The organism is Streptomyces sp. NRRL F-5122, assembly GCF_001507435.1.
GTDB classification, from domain to species: Bacteria; Actinomycetota; Actinomycetes; order Streptomycetales; family Streptomycetaceae; genus Streptomyces; species Streptomyces lannensis.
The window spans coordinates 87,655-114,619 of sequence record NZ_LMWH01000128.1; the positions used below are offsets into that span (position 1 = coordinate 87,655).

Annotated in this window: 20 protein-coding genes; 11 read left to right on the forward strand and 9 right to left on the reverse strand. The window is 69.2% G+C overall.

Going from position 1 to position 26,965, the window contains the following annotated elements; translation table 11 throughout:
* Positions 1 to 18 precede the first annotated feature (18 nt).
* Complete coding sequence (locus ADL25_RS15925) at positions 19 to 1,641, reverse strand: peptide ABC transporter substrate-binding protein (RefSeq protein ID WP_059128385.1); 1,623 nt, start codon at positions 1,639 to 1,641, stop codon at positions 19 to 21.
* A 433-nt stretch (positions 1,642 to 2,074) separates the two neighbouring features.
* Here ADL25_RS15925 and ADL25_RS15930 point away from each other — a divergent pair, with 433 nt between their 5' ends.
* The 6 genes from ADL25_RS15930 (at position 2,075) to ADL25_RS15955 (ending at position 8,990) form a co-directional block, all read left to right on the forward strand.
* Positions 2,075 to 2,818 (forward strand): class I SAM-dependent methyltransferase, encoded by a 744-nt coding sequence (locus ADL25_RS15930; protein WP_059128386.1) that lies wholly within the window; start codon positions 2,075 to 2,077, stop codon positions 2,816 to 2,818.
* A 322-nt stretch (positions 2,819 to 3,140) separates the two neighbouring features.
* Positions 3,141 to 4,997, forward strand: coding sequence for an ABC transporter substrate-binding protein (locus tag ADL25_RS15935; RefSeq protein WP_059128387.1), 1,857 nt, complete (start codon positions 3,141 to 3,143; stop codon positions 4,995 to 4,997).
* 30 nt (positions 4,998 to 5,027) lie between these two features.
* Positions 5,028 to 6,101: an ABC transporter permease gene (locus tag ADL25_RS15940; RefSeq protein ID WP_107116623.1), complete on the forward strand. Its 1,074-nt coding sequence runs from the start codon at positions 5,028 to 5,030 to the stop codon at positions 6,099 to 6,101.
* Complete coding sequence (locus tag ADL25_RS15945; protein ID WP_059128388.1) at positions 6,098 to 7,012, forward strand: ABC transporter permease; 915 nt, start codon at positions 6,098 to 6,100, stop codon at positions 7,010 to 7,012. The genes ADL25_RS15940 and ADL25_RS15945 overlap by 4 nt, the downstream gene beginning before the upstream one ends.
* Positions 7,009 to 8,007, forward strand: coding sequence for an ABC transporter ATP-binding protein (locus ADL25_RS15950; protein WP_059128389.1), 999 nt, complete (start codon positions 7,009 to 7,011; stop codon positions 8,005 to 8,007). Before ADL25_RS15945 ends, ADL25_RS15950 begins: the two co-directional genes overlap by 4 nt.
* Positions 8,004 to 8,990 carry an ABC transporter ATP-binding protein gene (locus tag ADL25_RS15955; protein ID WP_059128390.1) on the forward strand — a complete coding sequence of 329 codons (987 nt, stop codon included), beginning with the start codon at positions 8,004 to 8,006 and terminating at the stop codon, positions 8,988 to 8,990. The genes ADL25_RS15950 and ADL25_RS15955 overlap by 4 nt, the downstream gene beginning before the upstream one ends.
* A 123-nt stretch (positions 8,991 to 9,113) precedes the next feature.
* Here the strand turns inward: ADL25_RS15955 and ADL25_RS15960 are convergent, their stop codons facing one another.
* The 7 genes from ADL25_RS15960 to ADL25_RS15990 form a co-directional block, all read right to left on the reverse strand.
* Positions 9,114 to 10,262 (reverse strand): ABC transporter ATP-binding protein, encoded by a 1,149-nt coding sequence (locus tag ADL25_RS15960; RefSeq protein WP_059128391.1) that lies wholly within the window; start codon positions 10,260 to 10,262, stop codon positions 9,114 to 9,116.
* Positions 10,255 to 11,313, reverse strand: a complete 1,059-nt coding sequence (locus ADL25_RS15965; RefSeq protein WP_059128392.1) for an ABC transporter ATP-binding protein — start codon at positions 11,311 to 11,313, stop codon at positions 10,255 to 10,257. Before ADL25_RS15965 ends, ADL25_RS15960 begins: the two co-directional genes overlap by 8 nt.
* Positions 11,314 to 11,324: 11 nt before the next feature.
* Positions 11,325 to 12,269, reverse strand: a complete 945-nt coding sequence (locus ADL25_RS15970; RefSeq protein WP_059128393.1) for an ABC transporter permease — start codon at positions 12,267 to 12,269, stop codon at positions 11,325 to 11,327.
* Positions 12,262 to 13,194, reverse strand: coding sequence for an ABC transporter permease (locus tag ADL25_RS15975; protein ID WP_059128394.1), 933 nt, complete (start codon positions 13,192 to 13,194; stop codon positions 12,262 to 12,264). Before ADL25_RS15975 ends, ADL25_RS15970 begins: the two co-directional genes overlap by 8 nt.
* A 144-nt stretch (positions 13,195 to 13,338) precedes the next feature.
* Positions 13,339 to 14,964, reverse strand: a complete 1,626-nt coding sequence (locus ADL25_RS15980; protein ID WP_059128395.1) for a peptide ABC transporter substrate-binding protein — start codon at positions 14,962 to 14,964, stop codon at positions 13,339 to 13,341.
* A 602-nt stretch (positions 14,965 to 15,566) separates the two neighbouring features.
* A complete protein-coding gene (gene typA / locus ADL25_RS15985; RefSeq protein ID WP_059128396.1) occupies positions 15,567 to 17,474 on the reverse strand; it encodes a translational GTPase TypA in 1,908 nt (635 codons plus the stop codon).
* Between the two features lie 171 nt (positions 17,475 to 17,645).
* The gene (locus tag ADL25_RS15990) at positions 17,646 to 19,706 is read right to left on the reverse strand and encodes an ABC transporter family substrate-binding protein (protein WP_059128397.1); all 2,061 of its coding nucleotides are present in this window, start codon (positions 19,704 to 19,706) and stop codon (positions 17,646 to 17,648) included.
* 390 nt (positions 19,707 to 20,096) lie between these two features.
* On the opposite strand from ADL25_RS15990, the gene ADL25_RS15995 reads away from it, so the two are divergent.
* The 4 genes from ADL25_RS15995 to ADL25_RS16010 all read left to right on the forward strand — a co-directional run bounded on the left by ADL25_RS15995 (position 20,097) and on the right by ADL25_RS16010 (position 24,001).
* A complete protein-coding gene (locus ADL25_RS15995) occupies positions 20,097 to 20,387 on the forward strand; it encodes a hypothetical protein (RefSeq protein WP_059128398.1) in 291 nt (96 codons plus the stop codon).
* Positions 20,388 to 20,451: 64 nt separating this feature from the next.
* On the forward strand, positions 20,452 to 21,285 hold the full coding sequence (locus ADL25_RS16000; RefSeq protein WP_059128399.1) for a hypothetical protein: 834 nt from the start codon (positions 20,452 to 20,454) through the stop codon (positions 21,283 to 21,285).
* On the forward strand, positions 21,285 to 23,234 hold the full coding sequence (locus ADL25_RS16005) for a fumarate reductase/succinate dehydrogenase flavoprotein subunit (protein WP_059128400.1): 1,950 nt from the start codon (positions 21,285 to 21,287) through the stop codon (positions 23,232 to 23,234). The genes ADL25_RS16000 and ADL25_RS16005 overlap by 1 nt, the downstream gene beginning before the upstream one ends.
* A complete protein-coding gene (locus ADL25_RS16010; protein ID WP_059128401.1) occupies positions 23,231 to 24,001 on the forward strand; it encodes a succinate dehydrogenase/fumarate reductase iron-sulfur subunit in 771 nt (256 codons plus the stop codon). The genes ADL25_RS16005 and ADL25_RS16010 overlap by 4 nt, the downstream gene beginning before the upstream one ends.
* 48 nt (positions 24,002 to 24,049) lie before the next feature.
* Here the strand turns inward: ADL25_RS16010 and ADL25_RS16015 are convergent, their stop codons facing one another.
* The gene (locus ADL25_RS16015) at positions 24,050 to 25,084 is read right to left on the reverse strand and encodes a phosphotransferase (RefSeq protein ID WP_059128402.1); all 1,035 of its coding nucleotides are present in this window, start codon (positions 25,082 to 25,084) and stop codon (positions 24,050 to 24,052) included.
* 280 nt (positions 25,085 to 25,364) lie between these two features.
* Here ADL25_RS16015 and ADL25_RS16020 point away from each other — a divergent pair, with 280 nt between their 5' ends.
* Positions 25,365 to 26,948 carry a hypothetical protein gene (locus ADL25_RS16020; protein WP_059128403.1) on the forward strand — a complete coding sequence of 528 codons (1,584 nt, stop codon included), beginning with the start codon at positions 25,365 to 25,367 and terminating at the stop codon, positions 26,946 to 26,948.
* Positions 26,949 to 26,965 lie beyond the last annotated feature (17 nt).

Sequence of the window (26,965 nt, forward strand, 5' to 3'; positions counted from 1 at the left end):
AGCGGGCAGCCGGGTGGCTCAGCCGACCTTGATCTCGTTGTAGACGGGCACGCTGAACGGGTTGAGCGCCACATGGGACAGGCGCGGCGAATAGCCCGCGCTGCCGTTCTGGTACCAGAGCGGGATGGCGGCCATGTTGTCCCGTACGACCCCCTCGGCCTGCTGGAACAGCTTCACGGCCGCGGCCCGGTCGCTCTCCGCGTTCGCCCGGTCGACGAGCTTGTCGAAGTCCTTGTTCGACCACGCGCCGTCGTTGGAGGAGGCGTTGGTGTAGTAGAGCGGCTGCAGGAAGTTCTGGATCAGCGGGTAGTCCATCTGCCAGCCCGCCCGGAACGGCCCCGGCATCCTGCGCCGGCCGATCTGGTTGCGGAAGTCGGCGAAGGTGCCGACCGGGTTGCCGACGCAGGCCTTGTCGTTGCCGAGGGCGTTGTTGATGGAGTTGCACACGGCGTCCACCCACTCCTTGTGCGAGCCGCTGTCCGCGTTGTAGGTGATCCTGACCTGGCCGCCGGGCAACCCGCCGCCCTCCCGGACCAGCTTCCTTGCCCGGACCGGGTCGTACCGGCAGGCGTCACCGCACAGACCGTCCTGGAAGCCGCCTTCCGTGCCGAGCACCGGGGAGGTCCAGTCGGTGGCCGGCGTACGGGTCTTCTGGAAGATCGTGTCCGTGATCTGGTCCCGGTTGATCGCCATGGACAGGCCCGTACGGACCTTCGCCGTCCCGGGCTTGTTCCACGAGGGGTCGTAGTACGGGAAGGCGAGCGTCTGGATGATGCCGGCCGGGGCGTTGATGTACCGGCCGTCCAGATCGGTCCTGATGAACTTCAGCTGCGGGGCGGGCACGTCGTCGACGAGGTCCAGGTTCCCGGCCAGCAGATCCGTGTAGGCGGTGTTGCTGTCGGTGTAGACCTGTAGGTCCACCCCGTTGTTCTGCGCCTTGTCCTGGCCCGGGTACCTGTTCCACTTCCTGAGCGACATCATGAAGCCCCTGGTGTAGGACTTGATCAGATACGGGCCGTTGCCGACCGGTCTCTTCACCCAGGCCGCGTGGTCGTCGAAGAACGCCCTGGGCAGCGGGGCGAAAGCCGCATAGCCCAGAGTGTCCGGGAATGTCGAGAACTTCTGGTTGAGTCTGACCGTGAAGGTTCGGGGGCCGGTCACCTTGAGCCCGGAGAGGGTGTGGGCCGTCGGGGTGCCGGTCTCCGGGTGCACCCTGTCGTACCCCTCGATGTATCCGAAGAAGTATGCGTTCTTCTGGTTGTTCTTCAGATCGGCGCCGTAGTTCCAGGCATCGACGAAGGACCTGGCCGTGACGGGCTCCCCGTTGCTGAACGTCCAGCCGTCCTTGACGGTGACGGTGAAGTTCTGCGAGTCCGAGGTCTCGATGCGCTGCGCGAGCATGTTCTCGGCCGCACCGGTCCTCGGGTTGTAGCGCATCAGTCCGCGGAAGAGCATGTCGAGGACCTTGCCGCCCTGGACCTCGTTGGTGTTGGCGGGCTCCAGCGGGTTCTGCGGATCACCCCAGGAGGCGCTGAACACCTCGGGACCACCGGCGCCGCTCCCGCCACCGCCGCAGCCGGCCGCCGGGAGGACCGCCGCAGCCGCACACGCCGCCCACAGTGCGTGCCTGGCTCCACGCATGGGGTGCCTCCTCGGAGTGGGCCGTACCTCCAGCGCCATAGCGCTGCACGTCATCGGTCCATATCAGCATTCAGCGGACATATCACTCCCGCACGCCACCCCTGAGGACCGGACGTCATCCGGATGGCAGGCACGCCCCGATGGGCACCTGGGCGTGCCCGGCGTGCCGGTGTCACCGCACGCCGGCCCGCCCGGCGGTGGACCCCCTCCGTGCCGCCCCGGCCGGCGCGGCACATCGGCGGCGGGCCGACGGCCGACCGGGAGCGCGGGCCGCCCGCGATCGCCGCCCGACACCCCCCTCCGCCGACCCCGGGGACGCGGATCCGGAAGCATGTTTGCGCCCGGTTGACACGAGGACCACGTAACTGCTCACGATCGATAAAGATCGCGTACAGTCCGCCCGAACCCGGCTCGTAGCTGAGAAGCTGTCAGAATGGCCGACCGCGCGTTCTCCGATGCCGCCCTCGCCGGACTGTACGACGCCCTCAATCCGTGGGGTCCAAGTCACGACTTCTACCTGGGACTTGTGATGTCCGCGCGGCGTGTTCTGGACGTCGGGTGCGGGACCGGCGTGCTGCTGGCGCGGGCCCGGGAGAACGGGCACGACGGTCGGCTGTGCGGACTCGATCCCGCCGCCGCGATGCTCGTCCAGGCACGCCGACGGGTACCCGGTGTCGAGTGGGTGCTCGGCGACTTCCGCTCGCATCGGTGGCACAACGCCTTCGATCTGGTGGTGATGACCGGACACGCCTTTCAGGAGCTCGTCGGCGACGGAGAGTTGGAGAGTTGTCTCGACGGGGTGCGCGAAGCCCTCGCCCCCGACGGGCGGTTCGTCTTCGAGACCCGCAACCCGGGGGCCCGGGCCTGGGAGTCGTGGACCTCGGACCACGTCCACGAGGCGGAGCTCGGCGACAGGGGTGTCGTGAGCGTCCGGCACCACGTGGAGACGCCGGTGCGCGGAGACCGGGTCACGTACACCTCGACCTTCGACGGCACCGCATGGGAACGCCCGCGGATCAGCCGGGGCACACTGCGCTTCCTCGAACAGGGCACCCTGTCACGGTTCCTGAACGGGGCCGGGCTCACCGTGCTCGAGCAGTACGGGGACTGGGAGCGGAGTCCCCTCACTCCGACCAGCCCCGAGATCATCACCGTCGCACGGCCCGGCGGCCGGTAGCACTCCGCCGGACTCCCCGCGGTGCCCGGTCCGCGGCTCGGCCGATCCGCGCGTCCCCCGTCCCCGGCACCTGCGCCGGGCGGTCTGCACGATCGTTTCGCCAGGCTCCCACCAGGGGGGCATCACAGGTATAAACCAATGGCTCCAGCCCGGCCGTCAACGCGGCGTTTCCGCAGGCCACGCGGTATTCACGTGCCGTTGACGCGTGCAGACCGCCACTGATAGACACGGCTTCACCCTGCCGCCTCCACCCCCCGATCCGACCCGATCGGGCCAGTCCAACGAGCTGTACCCGTGCACCACATGACGCGAGGTCACGACCATGAGCACGCACAACGAGCACGGCTCTGGGCGCCGAAGCCCGGGCAGATCACCCCGTACATATCGGTTCCTGGCCGCCGCCCTGACACTCTCGGCCGCCGTCGCGACATCGCTCGCCCCCGCCCCCCAACAGGCGGTGGCGAAGGACAAGACGGTCCTGACCGTGGCGGTCGCCCAGAGCGTCGACTCACTCAGCCCGTTCCTCGCAAGTCGTCTGGTCAGTACGAGCATCCACCGGCTGACGTACGAGTACCTGACCAACTACGACCCCAAGGACGCCCACGTCATCCCCGGTCTGGCCACCAAGTGGGAGTCGTCGCCGGACAAGCTGACCTGGACGTACACCATCCGGTCCAACTCCAAGTGGTCGGACGGGAAGCAGGTCACCGCCGAGGACGCGGCCTGGACGTTCAACAAGATGATGTCCGACGAGGGCGCCGCCACCGCCAACGGCAGCTTCGTCACCAACTTCGAGAAGGTGACGGCACCCAGCGCCACCAAGCTGGTCATCGAGCTGAAGAAGCCTCAGGCCACGATGACCGCGCTCGACGTGCCGATCGTGCCCAAGCACGTCTGGGAGAGCGTCAAGGACTTCTCGAAGTTCAACAACGACAAGAGCTTTCCCATCGTCGGCGACGGGCCGTTCGTGCTCACCGACTACAAGCCCGACAGCTATGTGCGTCTGAAGCCCAACAAGAGCTTCTGGCGCGGAGCACCGAAGTTCGACGAGCTCGTCTTCCGGTACTACAAGGACCAGGACGCGGCGGTGGCCGCCCTGCGCAAGGGCGAGGTCTCCTTCGTCGCCGGTTCGCCCTCGTTGACGCCCGCCCAGGCGGCCTCCCTCAAGGGCGACAAGAACATCCACGTCAACGAGGGGCCGGGGCGCCGCTTCTACGCCATCGCCACCAATCCGGGCGCACAGGCGAAGGACGGCAGCAAGTTCGGTGACGGCGACCCGTCCCTGCTGGATGAGCGGGTACGCCACGCGCTGTTCATGGCGGTCGACCGCAAGGCCGTGATCGACAAGGTCTTCCAGGGCCATGCCGTCGAGGGCAAGGGCTACATCCCGCCGCGCTTCTCGACGTACTTCTGGCAGCCGACGGCCGGCCAGGAGCTCGCCTACGATCCCGCCGCGGCGGGCCGGCTCCTCGATCAGGCGGGCTACAAGAAGAACGCCGACGGCAAGCGTGTCGGCAAGAACGGCAAGCCGCTGAACTACCGCGTCCTGTGCCATGCCACCGATCCCAACGACAAGGCGGTCGGCAAGTACCTCCAGGAATGGTGGGGGAAGCTCGGCATCGGAGTCACGCTCAACTGCCTGGACAATGTGACCGATCCCTGGCTCGCGGGCACCTACGACCTCGCGTTCGACGGCTGGTCGGTCAATCCCGACCCCGACTTCGTGCTCTCCATCCACACCTGTGGTGCGCTCCCGGCCACTCCCAAGGACACCGGCGCCACCGACAACTTCATCTGCGACAAGGAGTACGACGACCTCTACGCACGGCAGCTCGCGGAGTACGACCCGGCCAAGCGGGCGGACCTCGTGAAGCAGCTGGAGTCGCGGCTGTACGACCTGGGGTACATGAACGTCATGGCCTACCCGAACGCGGTCGAGGCCTATCGCACGGACCAGATCAAGTCGATCACGACCATGCCGTCCGCGGCGGGCAACATCTACGGCCAGGACGGCTACTGGAGCTGGTGGTCAGCCGTTCCGGCGAACTCCGGTGACTCTTCGGGCGAGTCCACGTCCACGGGCGTCATCATCGGAATCGTCGCGGGCGTCGTCGTCCTCGTCGGCCTCGCGGTGGTCTTTGCGATGCGCCGCCGGGTCACCGCCGAAGACCGCGAATAGTCCGGCCGGCCACCGACCGAGTGAGTGCTCATGACCGCTGAAGCGACACCCGCGCTGGTCGAGGGGCCCGCCGCAGACCCGGGAGACACCGGGTCCGCGGCGGGCCGCGGGCCACGCGCGCGTACCACCACCGCGTATCTGCGCTATGTGGCGGGCAAGCTGACGGGCGCCGCCGTCTCCCTGCTCGCCGTCCTCGTCACCAGCTTCTTCCTCTTCCGGCTGATCCCCGGCGACCCGGTGAAGTTCATGACCGGAGGGCGCCCGGTCTCGGCCCAGCAGATCGCCGCCTACCGGCGGGAGTTCGGGCTCGACCTGCCGCTGTGGCAGCAGTTCACGGACTACTGCGGCAAGGCGCTGACCGGCGACCTCGGGACCTCGTACCAGTTCCGGGCGCCCGTCCTCGACAAGATCACCGAAGCCCTGCCCAACACCCTGCTGCTCACCGGCACGGCCTTCGTCCTGTACACCGCACTCGGCGTCTACCTCGGCACCCGCTCGGCCTGGCGGCACGGCAGACTGGGCGATCGTCTCAACACCGGTCTGGCCCTGACCCTCTACTCGATCCCGTCCTTCTGGCTGGGGCTGCTCCTGATCATCGTGCTGTCCGTCGGGGTGGGCCCCGTCCCGGGGCTGTTCCCGACCGGCGGCATGGAATCGGGCGGCAAGGAGGGCTTCGCCTACGTCCTGGACGTCGCCCACCACCTCGTCCTGCCGGTCGTCACCCTGGTGGCGGTGGAGTACGGGCAGACGCTGCTCGTCACCCGGTCGGCGCTGCTCGACGAAATGGGCAGCGACTATCTGACGACCGCGCGCGCCAAGGGCCTCAGGGACGATCTCGTACGGCGCCGGCACGCCGTCCCGAACGCGCTGCTGCCGACCGTGACGCTGGTCTTCGTCAATCTGGGCCGTACCGTCGCCGGCGTCATCCTGGTGGAGACCGTCTTCTCCTGGCCGGGTCTCGGCGGGCTGTTCTACCAGGCGCTGAGCGTGCCCGACCTGCCGCTCGTGCAGGGCCTGTTCTTCGTCTTCGCGGCGGCGGTGATCGTGATGAACACCCTCGCCGACCTGCTCTATCCGCTGCTCGACCCCAGGGTGGGCCGATGACCGCCGAAACCGCCACGACCGCCGCTCCCCGTGCCCTCGCCCGGCAGCGGCGCCGCGCCGCCACCGCCCGCTTCTGGCGGGAGTACCGCACGCATCGCGCGGGCCTGTTCGGGCTCGCCGCACTGGTGCTCTTCGCGTTGGTCGCCCTGACCGCGCCGCTGACGGTCGGCTCCGACGTGCAGAGCGTGACGGACGCCCCCGGAAAGCCGCTGGAGAGCCCCAGCCTCCATTTCCCGCTCGGCACCGACCAGTTCGGGCGCAACCTGCTCGGTCTGGTCGTCTGGGGGTCGCGCGTCTCGCTGCTCGTCGGACTGCTCGCGGCCGTGCTGTCGGTGGCCATCGGGGCGCTCATCGGTGTCACCGCCGGGCACTTCCGCGGCTGGTACGCCACCGTGATCATGCGGATCACGGACTGGTTCCTGGTGATGCCGACGCTGGTGCTCGCCATCGCGCTCGCCACCGTGATGTCCCGCTCGCTCGGCACGATCATCCTGGCGATCGGGGTCACGACCTGGCCCACGACCGCGAGACTGGTGCGGGCGCAGACACTGGCCGTCGAGTCACGGCCGTACATCGAGCGCGCGAAGGCGCTGGGCGGCGGCCACTGGCACATCATGTCGCGCCATGTGGTGCCCAACGTCATGCCGCTGGTGCTCGCCCAGACGACGCTGATCATCTCGACCGCGATTCTAGCCGAGGCGACGCTCGCGTTCCTCGGGCTCGGTGACCCAACGATCGTCTCCTGGGGCGGGCTGCTGCAGGACGCGAGGGAGGCGGGGGCGGTCAGCTCGGGCGACTGGTGGTACCTCGTGCCGCCGGGCATCGCCATCGCGATCGTCGCCCTGGCTTTCACGCTGTGCGGGCGCGCGGTCGAGTCCGTCCTCAACCCCAGGCTGGGGGTGTCCCGTTGAGTCTGCTCGATGTCAGGAACCTCGAGGTGACCTACCCGGGCGGCGCGGCCGCCGTACGGGGCGTCGACCTCTCCCTCGCCGCGGGCGAGAAGCTCGGTGTCGCGGGCGAGTCGGGTTGCGGCAAGTCCACGCTGGCGCTGGCACTGTTGCGGCTGCTGCCGCCCGGGACGCGGATCGGCGGCGAGATCCTGCTCGACGGCGAGGACGTGCTCACGATGAAGTGGGGCCGGGTGCGCGCGGTGCGCTGGGCCGGCGCCTCCATCGTGTTCCAGGGCGCGATGCACTCCCTGAACGCCGTCCATCGCATCGGCGACCAGATCGCCGAGCCCATCCTGCTGCACCGCAAGGCGACCGCGGCGGGCGCGAGAAGGAAGACCGGCGAGCTCCTGGAGCACGTGGGCCTGCCCGCAGCGCGTGCGAACGCCTACCCGCACGAGCTCTCCGGCGGTCAGCGGCAGCGCGTGATGATCGCCATGGCGCTGGCCTGCGACCCGCGCCTGATCGTCGCCGACGAGCCGACCACCGCGCTTGACGTGATGATCCAGGCCCAGATCCTGCGTCTGATCGAGCGTCTGGTCAGCGATCAGGACCTGGGTCTGATCATGATCAGCCACGATCTCGCGGTTCTCGCCGACACCTGTGACCGCCTGGCCGTGATGTACGCGGGACGGGTGGTCGAGGAGGGGCCCGCGCGGCAGGTCTACGACGACGCCCGCCACCCCTACGGCAGGGCGCTGTCGGAGGCGTTCCCGAGGATCGGCGACCCTGCGTCGCGGTTCGCGCCCCGCGGACTGCCGGGCGATCCGCCGGACCCCGCGGCCCTGTCGTCCGGGTGCGCCTTCCATCCCCGCTGTCCGGTCGTGCTGGACGTCTGCGCCACTGAGGACCAGGCCCTGCGGGAGGCGGGAGAGCGGCGGCGGGCGGCCTGCGTACACGTGGCGCCGGACAGCGCGGTGACCGAGGAGGAAGCAGACGTGAGGAGCAGCACCTCATGACGACCGCCCCACTGATCAGTGTCGAGGGCCTGCACGTCACCTTTCCCGGCCGGCACGGCATGCCGCCCGCCCGGGCGGTGGACGGCGTGGACCTGCAGATCCGGCCCGGCGAGATCGTGGCGCTGGTCGGCGAGTCGGGGTGCGGCAAGACGACGCTGGCTCGTTCCCTGCTCGGCCTGGTCCCCCCGACCGCGGGACGCGTCACGTTCGACGGAACGCCGCTCGACTACTCCTCCCGTGCCCTGAAGGCGTACCGGAAACGGGTCCAGCTGGTCCTCCAGGACCCGAGCGGTTCGCTGAACCCTCGGCACACGGTCTACGACGCGGTGGCCGAGGGGCTGCGCATCCACGGTCACGGAGGTGACGAGCGGGCCGCCGTCACCGAGGCACTGAACCGGGCCGGTCTCCGGCCGCCCGAGCGGTTCTTCCTGCGGTATCCGCACGAGCTCTCCGGCGGCCAGCGTCAGCGGGTCGTCATCGCGGGCGCGATGGTCCTCGAACCCGAACTCATCGTGGCCGACGAGCCGGTGGCCTCGCTGGACGCCTCGGTGCGTGGCGAGATCCTCGCGCTGCTGCTGCGGCTGCGGGCCGAACTGGGCCTGTCCGCACTGGTGGTGACCCACGACCTGGGTCTCGCCTGGAACATCGCGGACCGGGTCGCGGTCATGTACCTGGGCCGCATCGTGGAGACGGGTGACGTGGAGCAGGTGCTCACGGCCCCCCGTCACCCCTACACCCAGGCGCTGCTGTCGGTGCTGCCGGAGGCTCCGGGCGCCCCGGTGGTCCTGACCGGCGAGCCCCCGGACCCGGCCCGCATCCCGACCGGCTGCCGCTTCCACGCCCGCTGCCAGATTCTGGCGGGCGGGGAGGCGGAGGCGGCGGGCGTCGCGGACGCATGCCGCACCAGGGACCTGGCGGTGCTGGACGGCGCGGCGGGGGCCCAGGTCGCCTGCCACTGGGCACGGGCGGGCGTGACCGCCTAGACCTCGCCTAGACCCGCCCCGGCCACCGATTCACCGGGGCCCGGCGATGTCGTACGGGCCCCGAAACGCCGGTTCCCGGCACACCTCGGACGAGGCGTGCCGGGAACCGGGGTCGACCAGGGGTCAGGCGGCGTGGACGACGTCCTTCTCCTCGGCGAAGTGACAGGCCGACTCGTGGGCCGCCGGCGAGTCCGCGCCCTTGAAACGCTCGGGAATCGCCAGGAGCGGAGCCTCCGAGGCACACCTCTCCTGCGCCTTCCAGCAACGGGTGCGGAAGCTGCAGCCGGACGGCGGGTTGGCCGGCGACGGCACGTCACCGGTGAGGATGATCCGCTCGCGGTCCTCACGGGCCTCCGGGTCCGGCACGGGAACCGCCGAGAGCAGCGCCTGCGTGTAGGGGTGCGTCGGGTGATCGTAGATCTGCTCGTCCGAACCGATCTCGGCGATCTTGCCGAGGTACATCACGCCCACACGGTCCGAGATGTGCCGGACGATCGACAGGTCGTGCGCGATGAAGATGTAGGAGAGGTTGAACTCGTCCTGCAGTCGCTCCATCAGGTTGATGACCTGCGCCTGGACGGACACGTCCAGTGCGGAGACCGGCTCGTCGCAGATGATGATCTCCGGGTTGAGCGCGAGGCCGCGGGCGATGCCGATGCGCTGGCGCTGACCGCCGGAGAACTGGTGCGGGTAGCGGTTGATGTACTCGGGGTTGAGGCCGACGACGTCCAGGAGTTCCTGGACCTTGCGCCGCCGGTCACCCTTCGGCGCCACCTCGGGGTGGATGTCGAAGGGCTCGCCGATGATGTCGCCCACCGTCATACGGGGGTTGAGCGAGGTGTACGGGTCCTGGAACACCATCTGGATGTTCCGGCGCACGGCCTTCAATGCGCGCCCGGACAGCTTGGTGATGTCCTGGCCCTTGTAGAAGATCTCGCCCGCGGTGGCCCGCTCCAGGTTCATCAGGAGCTTGGCCACCGTGGACTTGCCACAGCCGGACTCGCCCACGATGCCCAGGGTCTCGCCCTGGTGCAGGTCGAAGGACACACCGTCGACCGCCTTGACGGCACCGATCTGCCGCTTGAACAGGATCCCCTGGGTGAGCGGGAAGTGCTTCTTCAGGTTGCGCACCTGCAGGATCGGCTCGCCGCGCTCGACGGGGGCCTCGATCGCGTGGACCGCTTCCTCCTCGGTGCGCGCGTCGACGACGTCCACCTCGGAGACGTTCGGCGTGGCGTCCTGCGGCTCGTCGGTCTTGCTGAGCTCAGCCATGGATCGTCTCCTTCCAGAAGTGGCATGCCGAGGCGCGGCCCACCAGCTCGGTGCCGTCCTGCTCGGTGACCGGCAGCAGGTCCGGAACCTGGGTGCGGCACACGTCCTGGGCCTTGGGGCAGCGCGGGTTGAAGGCGCAGCCGCTCGGGACGCGCAGCAGGTTGGGCGGCAGACCCTTGATCGCGTACAGCTCCTGGCCCTTCTGGTCCAGGCGCGGGATCGAGTCCAGCAGACCCCGCGTGTACGGGTGCGCGGGACGCTTGTACAGCTCGTGGACCGGGGCACGCTCCACGATGCGGCCCGCGTACATCACCGCGATCTTGTCGGCGACGTCGGCGACGACGCCGAGGTCGTGGGTGATGAGGATCAGGCCCATGTTGTACTCGCGCTGGAGTTCCGCGAGCAGATCCATGACCTGCGCCTGGACCGTCACGTCGAGAGCCGTGGTGGGCTCGTCGGCGATGATCAGGTCCGGCTCCAGGGCCAGAGCCATCGCGATCATGATGCGCTGACGCATACCGCCCGAGAACTGGTGGGGGTAGTCGTTCACGCGGGCGGCCGCGGCCGGGATCTTCACCCGGTCCATCAGCTCGATCGCCTTGGCCTTGGCTTCCTTCTTGGACAGGCCCTGGTGGACCCGGAACATCTCGCCGAGCTGGTACCCGACGCTCAGCACCGGGTTCAGGGAGCTGAGCGCGTCCTGGAAGATCATGGCGATCCGCTGTCCGCGGATCTTGCGGCGGTCCTCACCGGACATGGTCAGCATGTCCTGGCCGCGGAAGCGGATCTCCCCCTGGGGGATCTTCGCCGGCGGCATGTCGAGGATGCCCATGATCGCCTGGGCGGTGACGGACTTGCCGGAGCCCGACTCACCGAGCACCGCGAGCGTCTCACCGGCGTTCACGCTGTAGTTGACGCCGTTGACGGCCTTGACCACGCCCTCACGGGTGTGGAACTCGACGTGCAGGTCACGCACCTCGAGCAGTGGGGTGCCGTCCGTCCCGCCGTCGCGCGGCGAGGGAACGGGAACGACTTCTTCGATGGTGGTCACGTACGCCTCCCTCAGCGCATCTTCGGGTCGAGGGCGTTGCGGACCGCCTCACCGAGCATGATGAACGCCAGCACAGTGATGATGAGCATGATCGACGGATAGAGCATGATCCACTGCGCCACGCGGATCTGGTTGCCGCCGTCCGAGATGTCGTTGCCCCACGAGACGCCGTTCAGGCCGAGGCCCAGGTACGACAGGGTCGCCTCGGCGGAGATGTAGATGCCGAGCGAGATGGTGGCGACGACGATCACCGGAGCCAGCGTGTTCGGCAGGATGTGCCGGAACATGATGCGCGGGGTGCTCGCGCCCAGGGCCTGGGCGGCGTGCACATAGTCGGCCTGCTTGGTGGTGATCACCGCACCGCGCATCACACGGGCGATCTGCGTCCAGCCGAAGAAGCTGAGCGCGCCGATGACGACCCAGGTCGTGCGGTCCTGGAAGGAGTTGAGCACGACCATGGTGCCGAGCAGGAACGGGATGCCGAAGAACACGTCGGTCAGTCGCGACAGGACCGAGTCGACGATGCCGCCGAAGTAACCGGCGATCATGCCGACCAGGCCGCCCACGACCGTCACGGCGATGGTGGTGCCGAAGCCGACGGCGATGGATGCCCGGGTGCCGTAGATGACACGGGCGAAGACGCTGCGGCCCTGCTGGTCGTAGCCCAGCCAGTCCGGCGAGCCGATGTTGCCCAGCCGGGGCTTCTGCAGGAAGTGCTTGGCCAGGTCGCCCGAGGTGGGGTCGACTCCGGTGAACCACCCCGGGAAGAAGGTGATCAGCAGGAGTATGACGATCAGCACCGACGAGACGATGAAGATCCAGCTGCGGCGCAGGTCCCCCCAGGCGTCGCCCCACAGGCTGCGGGACTTCTCCGGCTTGGGCTCGGGCAGTTGCAGCGCCGCCTGGGGACCGGACGCCACAGCGTTCTTGATGTCGGTCTTGGTCACGTCAGGCATAGCGAATCCTCGGGTCAAGGACCGCGTAGAGCAGGTCGACGAGCAGGTTGGCGAGGAGGTACACGATGACGAGGATCGTCACCAGGCCGACGAGCGTGGTGCCCTCGCGGCGCACGATCGACTGGGCGATCGTGCCACCCACACCCTGGATGTTGAACAGCCCCTCGGTGACGACGGCACCGCCCATCAGCGCACCGATGTCGGTACCCAGGTAGGTGATCACCGGGATCAGCGAGTTGCGCATGAGGTGGACACCCACCACACGGCGCTTCGGCAGCCCCTTGGCGATGGCCGTGCGGATGTAGTCGGCGCGGAGGTTCTCGGCGATCGACGTACGGGTGAGCCGGGTCACATACGCCAGTGACGCGGTCGCCAGCACAATGGCCGGCATCAACAACTCGTTGATGTTCGTCGAGTCATTGACGTTCGGTGGCAACCAGTTCAGGTTGAACGCGAAGACGACCTTGAGGATGTAGCCGAGCACGAATACCGGCACCGAGATCAGCAGCAGGGTGACCAGCAGGATCGCGTTGTCCGTGACGCGTCCGGCACGCAGGCCGGCCGTGATGCCCAGAGCGATGCCCAGGACGAACTCGATCACAAACGCCAGCGCACCGAGCCGCAGGGTGACGGGGAACGCGTCACCGAGCACGTCCGTGACGGGCCTGCCACTGGCGATCTGCGTGCCGAAGTCGCCGTGCAGGATCATGTTCTTCATGTAGTGCCAGTACTGGACCAGGATCGGCTGGTCCAGACCGTACTGATGCCTCAGTTGCGCAATCACCTGCGGGCTGCCGCCCTTGTCACCGAACAGCCCTCGTACGGGGTCACCGGGCAGCGCGTAGACCATGAGGAAGATCAGCAAGGTTGTCCCGATGAACACCGGGATCATCTGGAGCAGTCGTCGTGCGACGTAGCGCCCCATCGTGCCTCCATGTCAGTCACGGCGGCAGCCGTCGGGCCCTTTCCCCGCGCACCGTTGAACGATGCGCGCGGAAAGGGCCCCCCGGCCGCTGCCGTCCCCCGGGGCGCGGTGCCGCCGCGCCCCGGGACAAACGGTCGATTGCGGTTACTTCTTGACCTGAACGCCGGTCAGGATCGGGTCGCCGTCCTGGGCGTACGCGACGCCGGTGACCTTGTCCGAGTAGCCCGCGTTGACCTTGTAGTACCAGAGCGGAATGCTCGGCATGTAGTCGGGCAGCTGCTTCTCGATCTCCTGGTACTTCTTCTCCGACTCGTCCAGCGAGCTCGCGCTGTCGGCAGCGGCGATCTCGTCGTCGATCTTCTTGTTGGAGAAGCCACCCTGGTTGCCGTCCGACTTGGTGCCGAACAGGTCGCGGATGAAGTTGGAGTTGAACGGGTAGTCCAGCACCCAGCCCGAGCGGTACAGCGACTTGACCTGGTGCGCGTCACGCGCGTTCAGGTCGGCCTGGAAGTCGGCCTTGGAGTCGCCGGTGCACTTGACGCCGGTGGCCTTGGTGATGGAGTTGCAGACCGCCTCCACCCACTCCTTGTGGCCGCCGTCGGCGTTGTACTGGATGGAGATGGCGTTGCCCGGGACGCCGCCGCCGGCCTTGATGAGCTCCTTGGCCTTGGCGGGGTTGTACGTGGTGACATCGCCGGCCGCGTTCGGCTGGTAACCGAGGACGCCCTTGGCGACCCAGCCGGTGGCGGGCTCACGGGTGCCCTGGAGCACGGTCTTCGTGATGGTGTCGCGGTCGATCGCCATCGACAGGCCCTGGAGGACCTTGGGGTCGATGTCCTTCCACTGCTTGGTGTAGAAGGCGACGGCGATGGTCTGGATCGCCGAGTACGCCTTGTCCACCGCGCGGTCGCCGAGGTCCGTCTTGTAGACGGGAAGGTCCTTCGGCGCGATCTGGCGCAGGACGTCGACGTTGCTGGACTTCAGGTCCTCGTACGCCGTCTCGAGGCTGGTGTAGTTCTTGAAGAGCACACCGCCGTTCTTCGCGGCGTTCGGGCCCTTGTAGTCGGCGAACTTGGCAACTTCGATCTGCTTCTTGTGCTGCCAGCTGACGAACTTGTACGGGCCGTTGCCGATCGGGTGCTCACCCGCGGCCTTCGGGTCCTTGTAGAAGGACTCCGGCAGCGGGTCGAAGACCTCGTAGCCGAGCTTGTAGACGAAGTACGGGATCGGCTTCGACAGCGTGATCGTGAAGGTGCTGTCGTCGACGACCTTCAGGCCGGACATCTTGTCGGCCTTCGGCGCGCCCTTGGCCGGGGCGACGTCGTCGTAGCCCTGGATGTCGGAGAACCAGAAGCTGTTGGTCTGCTTGTTCGCCGGGTTGGCCGCCCAGTTCCACGCCTTGACGTAGGAGTCGGCGGTCACCGGGGTGCCGTCGTGGAACTTCCAGCCCGACTTCAGCTTGACCGTGAAGGTCTTGTTGTCCTTGGAGTCGATCGAGTCCGCGTTGACGTAGACGATCTTGCCGCTCTCGTCGTAGTCGACGAGACCCGCGAAGAGCGACTTGATGACGATGCTGCCGTTGGACTCCATCGTGTTGGCCGGCTGCAGGGGGTTCTGCGGCTCGCCCACCTCGACCGAGAACTTGCCGTTCGGGTCGATCGCGGCCTTGCTGTCGCTGCCCTTGTCTCCGCCGCCACCACCACAGGCGGTCACGCCCAGCGCCACAACCGCGGCTATCGCGACCCATTTGGCGCTCTTCGCACCGCGCATGGGTTCCTCCTCATGAGTCCAATGGTTCACCGCATGGAGAGGCATATGACACGCCACCGCCATCGGCGCTGTGGATAGTCAAGTGCCCCGCGCTCGTGAGTCGGCGCCGCCAGCAGCGCATGACCCGTTGATCCGAGCTCTACGCGCCTAACTATCTGGCAGAAATCGTGGCCGAACCACATTCCTAAGGTCTCGGTTCGATCACACCTGGCGTGTACTTCTTCCAAAATCCGGACAAAGCGTTACCCGAAAGATCCATGCGAAACGGACTTGTTACACATCTACCGGTGTGAGGTGTCCGTATTCCGGACAGTGGGGACTCATAATTCGGTTGCTTTTAGAATGGGTGTCCGGGAGGGCCCCCAAGGCTGCCCTGGCCCCGGCACGCAGAGTGCACACGCCGTCCCGTTCCGCTGGACGCACCCGTGCCGAGTTCGTCACTCCGGCCGCCCACGCGGCGCCGACCGGGCGCATATCGCCAAGCAGAGTAGACGCATCCGGCGCTTCACACAGGTGCCTCACCGGAATGAAGGGTTTTCCCTATCCCTTCCCGCAAAGCGACGGCCGGGCCCCGCCTGGGACCCGGCCGTTCAGGGAACTCGTCAGCCGTGCTTGGCGCGGCTGGCGGCCCGGGCGCGGTCGCGCTGGTCGAGGACGACCTTGCGGATGCGGACGGACTCCGGGGTCACCTCGACGCACTCGTCGTCGCGGCAGAACTCCAGGGACTGCTCCAGCGACAGCTTGCGCGGCGGCACGATCGACTCGGCGATGTCCGACGTGGCCGACCGGATGTTGGTGAGCTTCTTCTCCTTGGTGATGTTGACGTCCATGTCGTCGGAGCGGGAGTTCTCGCCGACGATCATGCCCTCGTACACCTCGGTGCCGGGCTCGATGAAGAGCGTGCCGCGCTCCTGGAGGTTGGTCATCGCGAAGGCGGTGACGCTGCCGGAGCGGTCGGCGACCAGCGAGCCGTTGTTACGGGTCTGGAGGGGGCCGAACCAGGGCTCGTGGCCCTCGTGGATGGAGTGGGCGATACCCGTGCCGCGCGTGCCGGTCAGGAACTCCGTACGGAAGCCGATCAGACCGCGCGAGGGCACGACGAACTCCATGCGCACCCAGCCGGAGCCATGGTTGGACATGTTGTCCATACGGCCCTTGCGGACGCCCATGAGCTGCGTGACCGCGCCCATGTGCTCCTCGGGCACGTCGATCGTCAGACGCTCGACGGGCTCGTGGACCTTGCCGTCGACGTCCTTGGTGACGACCTGCGGCTTGCCGACGGTCAGCTCGTAGCCCTCGCGGCGCATGGTCTCCACCAGGATGGCGAGCGCCAGCTCACCGCGGCCCTGCACCTCCCAGGCGTCCGGACGCTCGGTGTCCAGGACCCGCAGCGAGACGTTACCGATCAGCTCGCGGTCGAGGCGGTCCTTGACCTGGCGCGCGGTGACCTTGCGGTCCTTGACCGTGGCCTTGGCGTTGGCGCCCTTGCCGGTGCCGCCCCGGCCGACGAGCGGCGAGGTGTTGGTACCGATGACCATCGAGATCGCGGGCTCGTCGACCGTGATCAGCGGCAGCGCGACCGGGTTCTCCGGGTCGGCGAGGGTCTCGCCGATCATGATGTCGGGGATACCGGCGACGGCGCAGATGTCACCGGGGCCGGCCTTCTCCGCGGGCTTGCGGGTGAGGGCCTCGGTCATCATCAGCTCGCTGATGCGGACGTTGCTGACCGAACCGTCGCGCTTGATCCAGGCGACGGTCTGGCCCTTGCGCAGCTCGCCCTGCTCCACGCGGAGCAGCGCGATACGGCCGAGGAAGTTGTCGGCGTCGAGGTTGGTGACGTGGGCCTGGAGCGGCGCGTCGTCCTCGTACGTCGGGGCCGGGATGTGCTCGAGGATCGTGGAGAAGAACGGCTCCAGGCTGTCGCTGTCGGCCGGGACCGTGCCGTTCTCCGGCTTGGTCAGCGACGCGATGCCGTCACGGCCGCAGGCGTAGACGATCGGGAACTCGATCTGGTCCTCGTCCGCGTCCACGTCCAGGAACAGGTCGTACGTCTCGTTGACGACCTCGTCGATACGGGCGTCGGGGCGGTCCGTCTTGTTGATGCACAGGATGACGGGCAGCCGGGCCTGGAGCGCCTTGCGCAGCACGAAGCGGGTCTGCGGCAGCGGGCCCTCGGAGGCGTCCACGAGCAGGACGACACCGTCCACCATCGACAGACCGCGCTCGACCTCGCCGCCGAAGTCGGCGTGGCCGGGGGTGTCGATGATGTTGATCGTGATCGGGTCCCCGCCGTCCTTGGGGTGGTAACTCACCGCCGTGTTCTTGGCGAGGATCGTGATGCCCTTCTCACGCTCCAGGTCGTTCGAGTCCATGACGCGGTCGTCGACCTGCTCGAGCTGGTGAGCGGCGAAGGCACCGGCCTGCTTCAGCATGCCGTCGACGATGGTCGTCTTGCCGTGGTCTACGTGGGCGACGATGGCGACGTTGCGGATGTCGTGGCGCGTGGCCATGATGTGGCGTACTCCCGGGTGTGAGGACGGCCTGCGCGATCGTTAGCGCCGGCCTGCCGGGCTGAACAGCGCCTCGGCCTTGTCCCATGGTAAAGGGAGGCCGCCGTCCGGGCTTGCCGGGTACAGGTCAGGCCCTGCGACCAGGCACGCTGCACCGACCCGCCCCCACGGTCACGACGAGGGGCTCGCCGACGGCTTCGCCCCCTTCTTCAGGAAGCCCATGTCCTCGTAGATCGGGGTCTGGAAGCCGAACGCACCGGCGTTGGCCAGGTTCGCGCGGGTCGCCATGAGCTGGGGGCGCTGATAGAGGGGGATCGACCCGGCGGCGGCCCAGATGCGGGCGTCCGCCTTGCGCACCAGGTTCCGCTCGTCCGACTCGTCCAGCGTGACCATCGCCTCGTCGAAGAGCTGGTCCACCTGGTCGGTGCCCACCCGCGTGTAGTTCTGCTCGATGGTGAGCGAGCCGTCGGCGGCGGGTACCGGCTTGGCGTAGATCGGCCGGGCGTCGGTCGCGGGGAACGCGGACGCGGGCCATGAGTACAGCGCCAGGTCGTAGTCCCCGGACGCGATGTGGTCCTTGAAGTAGCTGTCGTCCGGCACCTTGGTGATCGCCACACGGATGCCGACCTTCTCCAGCATGCTCGCGATACGGTCGCCGACCGTCCGCAGGCTCTGGGAGCCCGCCCCGGACGGCAGCACGAACCGCAGCTCCAGGGCCTTGCCGTCCTTGGCGAACGTCTTGATCGCGCCGCCGGCCGGAGCGGCGGTGCCCTCGGGCGCGTACGCCCCCGGCATTCCGCCCTGCTTCTTCGGATGGTCCCCGGGGTCCTTGCCCGGGTACCCCTTGCCGTCGTCCGCGGCGGTCCCGGCCGGACGGTCCGCGTTCTTGTTCTGGCTCGCCCCGGCGGCCTTGCTGGGCTCTGCCGAGCCGGTCGCCTTCGTGGGCTCCGCCGAGCGGGCAGCCTTCGTGGGCTCGGCCGAGGCCTGCGGCTTCTTGGCCTCGGTTCCGGCCGTCTTCTTCTCCTTGACGGGCCCGCCGGACACCCAGCCCGCCTCGCTCAGCAGCGCCTTGGCCTGCTTGGTGTCCTGGCCGCCCAGGGCTCCGCTGTTGTCGGCGTACGCGTCCTGCCCCGAGAGGGCGAGGTGGCTGCCGACCGGCACGGCGGGCAGCCCGAGCGGCTTGAGGACCAGTCCGGCCAGCTCGGTGCGGTTGATGGCGCGGGCCACGGCCCGCCGCACGCGCTCGTCGGAGAGCGGCCCCCGGGATCCGTTCAGGGCCAGCTGGGTGTAGGCGGGTTCCAGGGACTTGCGGACCACATAGCGCTGGTCGCCCGCGGCAGAGCCCTGTGCGGAGCTGCCTGCGGCCTTGATCCGGCCGGCCTCCTCCGGGTCGACGTCGGCGATGTCGACCTTCCCTGCGGCGACCGCGTCGGACCGCTTGTCGCGCGGGACGGCCACGAGGACGATCCCGGACAGCTTGGCGGGGTTGCCCCACCACCGCGGATTGCGGCTGAGGGTGATCTCGCCCGCCTTCTGGTCGACCTTCTGAAGGGCGAACGGGCCGGCGGTGACCTTCAGCGTCCTCCTCGCCCCGTCGTTGAAGCCGCTCGGGGTACCCATGACGTCCTTCGGGTACAGCGGCGAGAACAGGGACTTCCAGTCGGCGTAGGCCTTGCTGAAGGTGACCTTGACCTCGAGGTTGTTCGCGCCCCGCTCGACCTTCTCGATGCGGTCGTAACCCGCGTTGCGGGCGGTCCAGTACGCGCTGTCCTTCCCCGAGAGGGCACGCCACTGGGCGGCGAAGTCGTCGGCACCGATCTCCCGGCCGTCGCTCCAGACGGCCTGCTGCTTGAGGCGGTAGACCACCACCTGCTTGGGCTCGGTTGACACCACCTTGGCGGACTCGAGGAAGTCCGGGTTGCGCTGGGGGCGGCCGTTCGCGTCGAGGCGGAACATCGAGGGCAGCACGGCCCCGGCGACACGGGCGGTCGCGGGGCCGGCGTCCGCCTGGAAGGCGTTGAGCGTGGCGGGTACCGAGTCGACGGCCCAGCGCAGCACGCCACCGTCCGAGACGAGCGAGCGGGAGGCCGGGGCGATGTCCTGCGCGGCGACCGGCTTGCTCTTCTCCTCGTCCGAGCTGCACCCGGCGAGCACGGACACCGCGAGGGCCCCCGCGGTGAGGAATGCGGCCGAGCGCAGCACCGCGCGCAGTCCGACGACATCGTGGGACATCACGTCCACCTCCGGGAGCCGCTCGCCCGATGAGCGGGGTTATGATCCGGTTTGGGGTATTTGGATCTGATCAGATGTTATGGACCCACTGAAGAGGACGGAGTTGAGGGCCGTGCGGCGACACGACGACGTGGGCCGGGAAGGTCACCCGACTGGCTCACACACACACGGAGGCCGGATCCCCGGGCCCGGGCCCCGCGCCTTCCCCGAAAGGCCGTGCCCCTTCCGGCCCCCGACGGGCCGGCGATTCGAATTTGCACTCGTACACGGCGACACGCCGGTGCCAATCACTGCACGTCCCTTCACACCGGCCGGTGTGACGCGCGACACTCGCAGGCGCACGCGCGTTGCCACCCTGGTCCCCAGGACCCGTGGAAGCGAGGTCACGTCATGTCCGTGCACGACGAACTGACATCCGTCCAGCGCTGCCTCGACGAGCTCTGCCGGTCGGTGGGTCGGCTGGAGCAACAGATCGGCGGTGGTGGGCTCGACATACGCCGTGTCCGCACCGACACCGACCATCTGCGCGAGAGCGTGGCACTGCTGCGCGAGACGGCCTCCACCGCTGCCTCGACCCGGCGGCCCGATCTCGTCACCATCCCTGACACGCCGTACGACAGCACGCTGTGGACGGACTCCGACGACGAGGGTCTCGGCGCCCGTGACCGGCACGCCCCCTGAGCCGGTGCGGAACCCCGTCCCGACGGAGTAGGCGAGCCGAGCCCCCGACAGAGGAGAAGGTGCGTTGGCCACTGATACGGAACCCCCCGGCACGGAAGACCATCCACTCGGCGGCGTGCGGACCGGGACGCGCGCCGCGATCACCGCCCCGCATCTGCGCACCGACCGCTGGTGGCTGGCACCGGCCGCCACCGCGGCCGGGCTGCTGGCCTTCGTCGTGTACTCGACCTGGCGCGCCTTCGCCGATGCGGACTACTACGCGGCGCCGTACGTCTCGCCGTTCTACTCCCCGTGTCTGGCGGAGCGGTGCCGGACCATGCACGCGGGCCCCAACGCCGATCTCTTCGGCAGCTGGTGGGGCATCTCGCCGGCGATCATCATCCTGATCTTCCCGCTCGGCTTCCGGCTGACCTGCTACTACTACCGCAAGGCCTACTACCGCGGCTTCTGGCTGTCGCCCCCGGCCTGCGCGGTGGCGGAACCGCATCGCACGTACAGCGGTGAGACCCGCTTCCCGCTCATCCTGCAGAACATCCACCGGTACTTCTTCTACGCGGCACTCCTCGTGGCGGGTGTGCTCACGTACGACACCGTGCTCGCCTTCCGCGACGAGCACTACCGCTGGGGCCACATGGGGCTCGGCACCCTGGTCTTCCTGGTGAACATCGTGCTGATCTGGGCCTACACCCTCTCCTGCCACTCCTGCCGGCACATCGTCGGCGGCAAGCTCAAGCACTTCTCCAAGCATCCGGTGCGCTACGGGGCCTGGCAGTTCGTCAGTCGGCTGAACGGCCGGCACATGCTCCTCGCATGGGCGTCCCTGGTCAGCGTGGCACTCGCCGACTTCTACGTGTACCTGGTGGCGTCCGGCGCCTTCGACGATCCGAGGTTCTTCTGATGTCCGTGGTCGACCGGCAGGAGTGGGACGTGATCGTGGTCGGCGCGGGCGGCGCCGGCCTCAGGGCCGCCATCGAGGCCCGTGAGCGGGGCGCCCGTACCGCCGTGATCTGCAAGTCGCTGTTCGGCAAGGCGCACACGGTGATGGCGGAGGGCGGCATCGCGGCGTCGATGGGCAACGCCAACCCGCACGACAACTGGCAGGTGCACTTCCGCGACACCATGCGCGGCGGGAAGTTCCTCAACCAGTGGCGGATGGCCGAACTGCACGCGCGGGAGGCACCCGACCGGGTCTGGGAGCTGGAGACCTGGGGCGCCCTCTTCGACCGCACGAAGGACGGGCGCATCTCGCAGCGCAACTTCGGCGGCCACGAGTACCCGCGTCTCGCGCACGTCGGCGACCGTACGGGCCTGGAGCTCATCCGCACACTCCAGCAGAAGATCGTGGCGCTCCAGCAGGAGGACGAGAAGGAGACCGGGGACTACGAGTCCCGGCTGAAGGTCTTCCAGGAGTGCACGGTCACCAGGATCCTCAAGGACGGGGACCGGGTGTCGGGCGTCTTCGCGTACGAGCGCGAGTCGGGCCGCTTCTTCGTCCTGGAGGCGCCCGCCGTCGTCATCGCGACGGGCGGCATCGGCAAGTCCTTCAAGGTGACGTCGAACTCGTGGGAGTACACCGGGGACGGGCACGCGCTGGCGCTGCTCGCCGGGGCCCCGCTGCTGAACATGGAGTTCGTGCAGTTCCATCCCACGGGCATGGTCTGGCCGCCTTCGGTGAAGGGGATCCTCGTCACCGAGTCGGTGCGCGGCGACGGCGGAGTCCTGAGGAACTCCGAGGGCAAGCGGTTCATGTTCGACTACATCCCCGACGTCTTCAAGGAGAAGTACGCGGAGACGGAGGAGGAGGGCGACCGCTGGTACGAGGACCCGGACAACAACCGGCGTCCGCCCGAGCTGCTCCCCCGTGACGAGGTCGCGCGCGCCATCAACGCCGAGGTGAAGGCGGGCCGCGGCTCCCCGCACGGCGGAGTCTTCCTCGACGTCTCGACCCGCATGCCCGCCGAGGTCATCCGGCGCCGGCTGCCGTCCATGTACCACCAGTTCAAGGAACTGGCCGACGTCGACATCACCGCCGAGGCGATGGAGGTCGGCCCGACCTGCCACTACGTGATGGGCGGTGTCGCCGTCGACTCGGACACTGCCGCGGCCCGCGGGGTCCCGGGCCTGTACGCCGCCGGAGAAGTGGCAGGCGGCATGCACGGCTCCAACCGGCTGGGCGGCAACTCGCTCTCCGACCTCCTGGTGTTCGGGCGGCGCGCGGGCCTGCACGCGGCCCAGTACGCGACAGGGCCGACGGCGCGCCCCACGGTGGACGACGTCCAGGTGGACACGGCGGCGGCGGAGGCCCTGCGCCCGTTCTCGGCCGAGGGACCGGTGCCCGGCGAGGACATCGAGGAGCGGAGCCGCCCGCCGGAGAACCCCTACACCCTCCACCAGGAGCTCCAGCAGACCATGAACGACCTGGTGGGCATCATCCGCCGCGAGTCGGAGATGCAGCAGGCGTTGAAGAAGCTGGCGGAGCTGCGGGTGCGGGCGCGCAGGGCGGGCGTCGAGGGGCACCGGCAGTTCAATCCGGGCTGGCACCTCGCCCTGGACCTGCGGAACATGCTGCTGGTCAGCGAGTGCGTGGCGCGGGCCGCTCTGGAGCGCACGGAGTCGCGCGGCGGCCACACGCGTGAGGACTACCCCGCGATGGAACGCGCCTGGCGCCGCCTCAATCTGCTGTGCGCGCTCACCGATCCCACCGGCGGGCTGGCGGCGACCGACCCGGTCCGCGGCCAGATCACCCTCACCTCGGAGACCACCGAACCCATCCGCCCCGATCTGCTCGCCCTTTTCGAGAAGGAGGAGCTGGTCAAGTACCTCGCCGAAGAGGAGCTGTACGAGTGAGCAGCTACAAGGCCCGTTTCAAGGTGTGGCGGGGCGATGTGCAGGGCGGCGACCTGGAGGACTTCAAGGTCGAGGTCAACGACGGTGAGGTGGTGCTGGACATCATCCACCGCCTGCAGGCCACCCAGACGCCGGACCTCGCCGTGCGCTGGAACTGCAAGGCCGGCAAGTGCGGTTCGTGTTCGGCGGAGATCAACGGACGGCCGCGGCTGATGTGCATGACGCGGATGTCGGTGTTCGACCGGGACGAGACGATCACGGTGACGCCGCTGCGGGCCTTCCCGGTGATTCGCGACCTGGTGACGGACGTGGGCTTCAACTACCGCAAGGCGCGCGAGATCCCGTCCTTCGTGCCGCCCGCCGACCTCGGTCCCGGCGAGTACCGCATGATGCAGGAGGACGTGGAACGCTCCCAGGAGTTCCGCAAGTGCATCGAGTGCTTCCTGTGCCAGGACACCTGCCATGTGGTGCGCGACCACGAGGAGAACAAGCAGGTCTTCGCGGGCCCGCGGTTCCTGATGCGGATGGCCGAACTGGACATGCACCCGCTCGACGCGGCCGACGACACGGGCCTGGACCGCAAACGCGCCGCCCAGGACGCACACGGTCTCGGCTACTGCAACATCACCAAGTGCTGCACGGAGGTCTGCCCCGAGGGCATCCACATCACGGACAACGCCCTGATCCCGCTGAAGGAACGCGCGGTGGACCGCAAGTACGACCCGCTGGTCTGGCTGGGGTCGAAGATCAGGAGGCGGTCCTCGTAACGGTCGTCGGGGGGTGCGGGCCCGTGACCTCGACGACCGTGCGGGCCGTCACGGATCCGAGGGCCGCGGTCGGCGGACGCCGATGCCCGGTGGTCGGTCCTCCAGGCTCTCCAGCACCCGCTGGAGGTTGTACTCGGCGATCGCCCGCATCGGCTCCCGGTCCTCGAAGTCACCCTCCAGGAGGCGCAGCGGGCCCGCCACGAGCGAAAGGTGCATGGCCGACCGGTACAGCCGCAGCCGGTCCTCGTCCAGGTCACGGGGCTTCAGGTGGGCGTGGCGCGGGCCGAGGCGAAGCTCCAGGAACACATGCTCCCACTCGACGTCGAAGTACATGAGGCCTTCGATGTCGATCAGCACCGGCCGGCCTTCCCCGTCCACCAGGACGTGGTCCGGGCCGAGCTCGCCGTGGACGAGGCAGTGGCGGGCGCGCGGGCGGACGGCCGCGGCGAGCGCGTGCACCCGGTCCCTGAGCCGTTCCCGTACCGCCGCGACACGGGGCTCACGGTCCGCGGTCTCCTCGATGTGCCGCAGCGCGCGGTCCCGTACGACCGCCTCGCACGAACCGCCGTACGCGCTGCCGCCGCGGTCGACGACGGCGACCTTGCCGAAGGCGGGAGCGATGTGGCCGCGCATCGCGTGCAGCGCTCGGGCGAGCTCCGCCAGCGTGGCCGCCGCCGCATTCGGGTCGTGCTCCAGCAGTTCCTCCAGGCTGCCACCGGGCACGTCCTCGACGACCGCCGCGTCGGCCGGGAGATGCGTACGGGTGGGGTCGGCGAGCAGCAGGCGGGGCGTGCGGACGCCCACGGCCGTCAGCCGCTCGTACGACGCGGTGAACAGGTCGAGGCCCGAGGCATGCGAAAAGGGGTCGCGGGGGTCGGCGGGCTGCTCGTCCCAGTAGTCCTCGTCCGGTGACCAGACGTAGGCGACCGCGGTGGAGCCGTCGTCGAGGGCGAGACGGTAGACGCCCTTCTTGCTGCCGCCGCGCAGTCGGCGCACCCCGGTGAGGACACGGGTGCGGCCGAGCGCCGCTCGGGCGAGGGGGGCCAGGTCGTCGCGGGTGAGGGCGCTGCGGGCGGCCGTCATGCGGACGCGCCGACGACGCCGGGGTGGACCAGGACCGCCGGGACGGCGCCCTGCGGCATGACGTGCGGCATCAAGCCCCCCGTGAGGTTTTCTCCGGATCATGGCACCGACGCGTCACGGAGGGCCACATCCTTTCCGGGGGTTCGTGCCTGCCACATCGGGCGCATCCCGCTCGCGGTGCCGCGCCATGGGCCATACGCTCCGAACTGTGACGCCGACCCACCGTCGACGCCGGCCGTGCAGGGCCGCCGCGTACCGCGCCGTGCGGAGGGCGCCGGTCGTGTGTGCGACGGTGCTGGTGCCGGTGGTCGTGGTCGCGGTGACCGGGATCGTACGGAACCCCACCTCGGACGCCGACCTGGTGCTCCCGCTGGTCGCCGTGGTCGCCGCCGTCGCCGTGGCGGCGTACGCGTCGATACGGCGCATACGCCGTACGGCGACCCGCACGACACCGGGCACGGGTGCGGCCGCCGTCGTGCCGCTGGACGAACTCGACCGCCGGGCACAGCGGTTGCTGGTCCTGACCGACGACTGCGTACGCACCAGCGGGGAGGAACTCGCGGCGGCCGAGGCCCTGTCGGGGAGTGAGGCGGTGCGTCCGTCCGCCGAGGCGCTGGAGTTCGCCGCGGCGGAACTGGCCCACGCCTTCCTGGTGCGGCAGCGGCTCGACGACGGGGAGGGCCGCACGCGGGTGCTGCTGGAGGAGATCCTCGCGCGGTGCGAGGCGGCCGGGCTGCGGCTGGACGCGGCGGCCGCCGGATTCGACCAGATACGCGCGCTGGAACGCACGGCGCCCCAGGCGCTGGAGCACACCGAGACACGCTTCCGGGAGCTGAGGGCACGGGTCGCGGAGGCGGACGGCACGCTGGCCGGGCTGCGCGAGCGATATGCGCTCACCGCGTATCTCCCGGTCGCGGGCCACAACGAGGAGGCGAAGGACCGGCTCGTCCTCGCCACGGCCTGCCTCAACCGGACCCGCCAGGCCCTGGACGGGGGCGGGACGGAGGACGCGGTGGCCGCCCTGCGCGCGGCCGAGGCTGCCGTCGACCAGGCGGTGCTGCTCCTCGACGGTGTCACCCGGCACGCTGCGGACCTGAGCGCCGCCGCGCGAGAGCTGCCCGCCGCTGCGACCGCCGCGGAGGCCGATCTGGCGGAGGCCCGCGCAGAACCGGACACCGGGACGGCCCGAGCCGATCTGCACGGCCGGATCTCGCACGGGGAGTCGGTGGTGGCGGCGGTGCGGGAGGAGGCAGACGGCGAGGGATCGGGCCCGACGGGCGAGCGGGACGCCCGTGAGCATGACCCGCTCGACGCCCTGCGCCGGATCGAGCAGGTGGCGACCGGGCTGGACCGGGCACTGCACCGGGTGCCGGACGGGTCGCGCGCGCTTGCGCGGCTCCAGCGGGCCCTGCTCGTCGCCCGCGCCGCCGTCCGTGCCGCGTCGGACCATGTGACGACCCATCGCGGTGCCGTCCACTGCGAGGCGCGGACACGGCTCGCCGAGGCGGAGCGGCGGCTGCACGCGGCCGAGAACACCGAGACGCCCCCCGTCCTCGCGCCCGCCGACGCCCTCGCCGACGCCCGCGAGGCCGATGCGCTCGCCCGGCGGGCCCGGCAGCTCGCGGAGCGCGACGTGCGGGCCCACGGGACTCCGTACGGGGAGGGACTGTGGACGGGCGGCGCCGTGCTCGGCGGCATCCTGCTCGACGCTCCCCACCGGACCGCCGAGCGACCGGGCCACCCGGGCGACGGCGGTCCCGCGAGCTACGGCGGACCGGGCACACGGGGGCGGCGCGACGGGGGTGAACTGTTCCGGCCGGCACCACCGCAGAGCCCGCTCCCGGACGAGACGAGAGCGCCCTAGCTGTTCTGTCCAAGGAG

What these genes read in the sequence shown, in the direction of transcription:
- ADL25_RS15970 (WP_059128393.1), bottom strand. Translation starts at nt 12,269, where the DNA reads ATGCCTGACGTGACCAAGACCGACATCAAGAACGCTGTGGCGTCCGGT.
- ADL25_RS15945 (WP_059128388.1), top strand. Translation starts at nt 6,098, where the DNA reads ATGACCGCCGAAACCGCCACGACCGCCGCTCCCCGTGCCCTCGCCCGG.
- ADL25_RS15925 (WP_059128385.1), bottom strand. Translation starts at nt 1,641, where the DNA reads ATGCGTGGAGCCAGGCACGCACTGTGGGCGGCGTGTGCGGCTGCGGCG.
- ADL25_RS15990 (WP_059128397.1), bottom strand. Translation starts at nt 19,706, where the DNA reads ATGTCCCACGATGTCGTCGGACTGCGCGCGGTGCTGCGCTCGGCCGCA.
- ADL25_RS15975 (WP_059128394.1), bottom strand. Translation starts at nt 13,194, where the DNA reads ATGGGGCGCTACGTCGCACGACGACTGCTCCAGATGATCCCGGTGTTC.
- ADL25_RS15995 (WP_059128398.1), top strand. Translation starts at nt 20,097, where the DNA reads ATGTCCGTGCACGACGAACTGACATCCGTCCAGCGCTGCCTCGACGAG.
- ADL25_RS15980 (WP_059128395.1), bottom strand. Translation starts at nt 14,964, where the DNA reads ATGCGCGGTGCGAAGAGCGCCAAATGGGTCGCGATAGCCGCGGTTGTG.
- ADL25_RS15955 (WP_059128390.1), top strand. Translation starts at nt 8,004, where the DNA reads ATGACGACCGCCCCACTGATCAGTGTCGAGGGCCTGCACGTCACCTTT.
- ADL25_RS15940 (WP_107116623.1), top strand. Translation starts at nt 5,028, where the DNA reads ATGACCGCTGAAGCGACACCCGCGCTGGTCGAGGGGCCCGCCGCAGAC.
- ADL25_RS16015 (WP_059128402.1), bottom strand. Translation starts at nt 25,084, where the DNA reads ATGACGGCCGCCCGCAGCGCCCTCACCCGCGACGACCTGGCCCCCCTC.
- ADL25_RS15935 (WP_059128387.1), top strand. Translation starts at nt 3,141, where the DNA reads ATGAGCACGCACAACGAGCACGGCTCTGGGCGCCGAAGCCCGGGCAGA.
- ADL25_RS15960 (WP_059128391.1), bottom strand. Translation starts at nt 10,262, where the DNA reads ATGGCTGAGCTCAGCAAGACCGACGAGCCGCAGGACGCCACGCCGAAC.
- ADL25_RS16005 (WP_059128400.1), top strand. Translation starts at nt 21,285, where the DNA reads ATGTCCGTGGTCGACCGGCAGGAGTGGGACGTGATCGTGGTCGGCGCG.
- typA (WP_059128396.1), bottom strand. Translation starts at nt 17,474, where the DNA reads ATGGCCACGCGCCACGACATCCGCAACGTCGCCATCGTCGCCCACGTA.
- ADL25_RS15930 (WP_059128386.1), top strand. Translation starts at nt 2,075, where the DNA reads ATGGCCGACCGCGCGTTCTCCGATGCCGCCCTCGCCGGACTGTACGAC.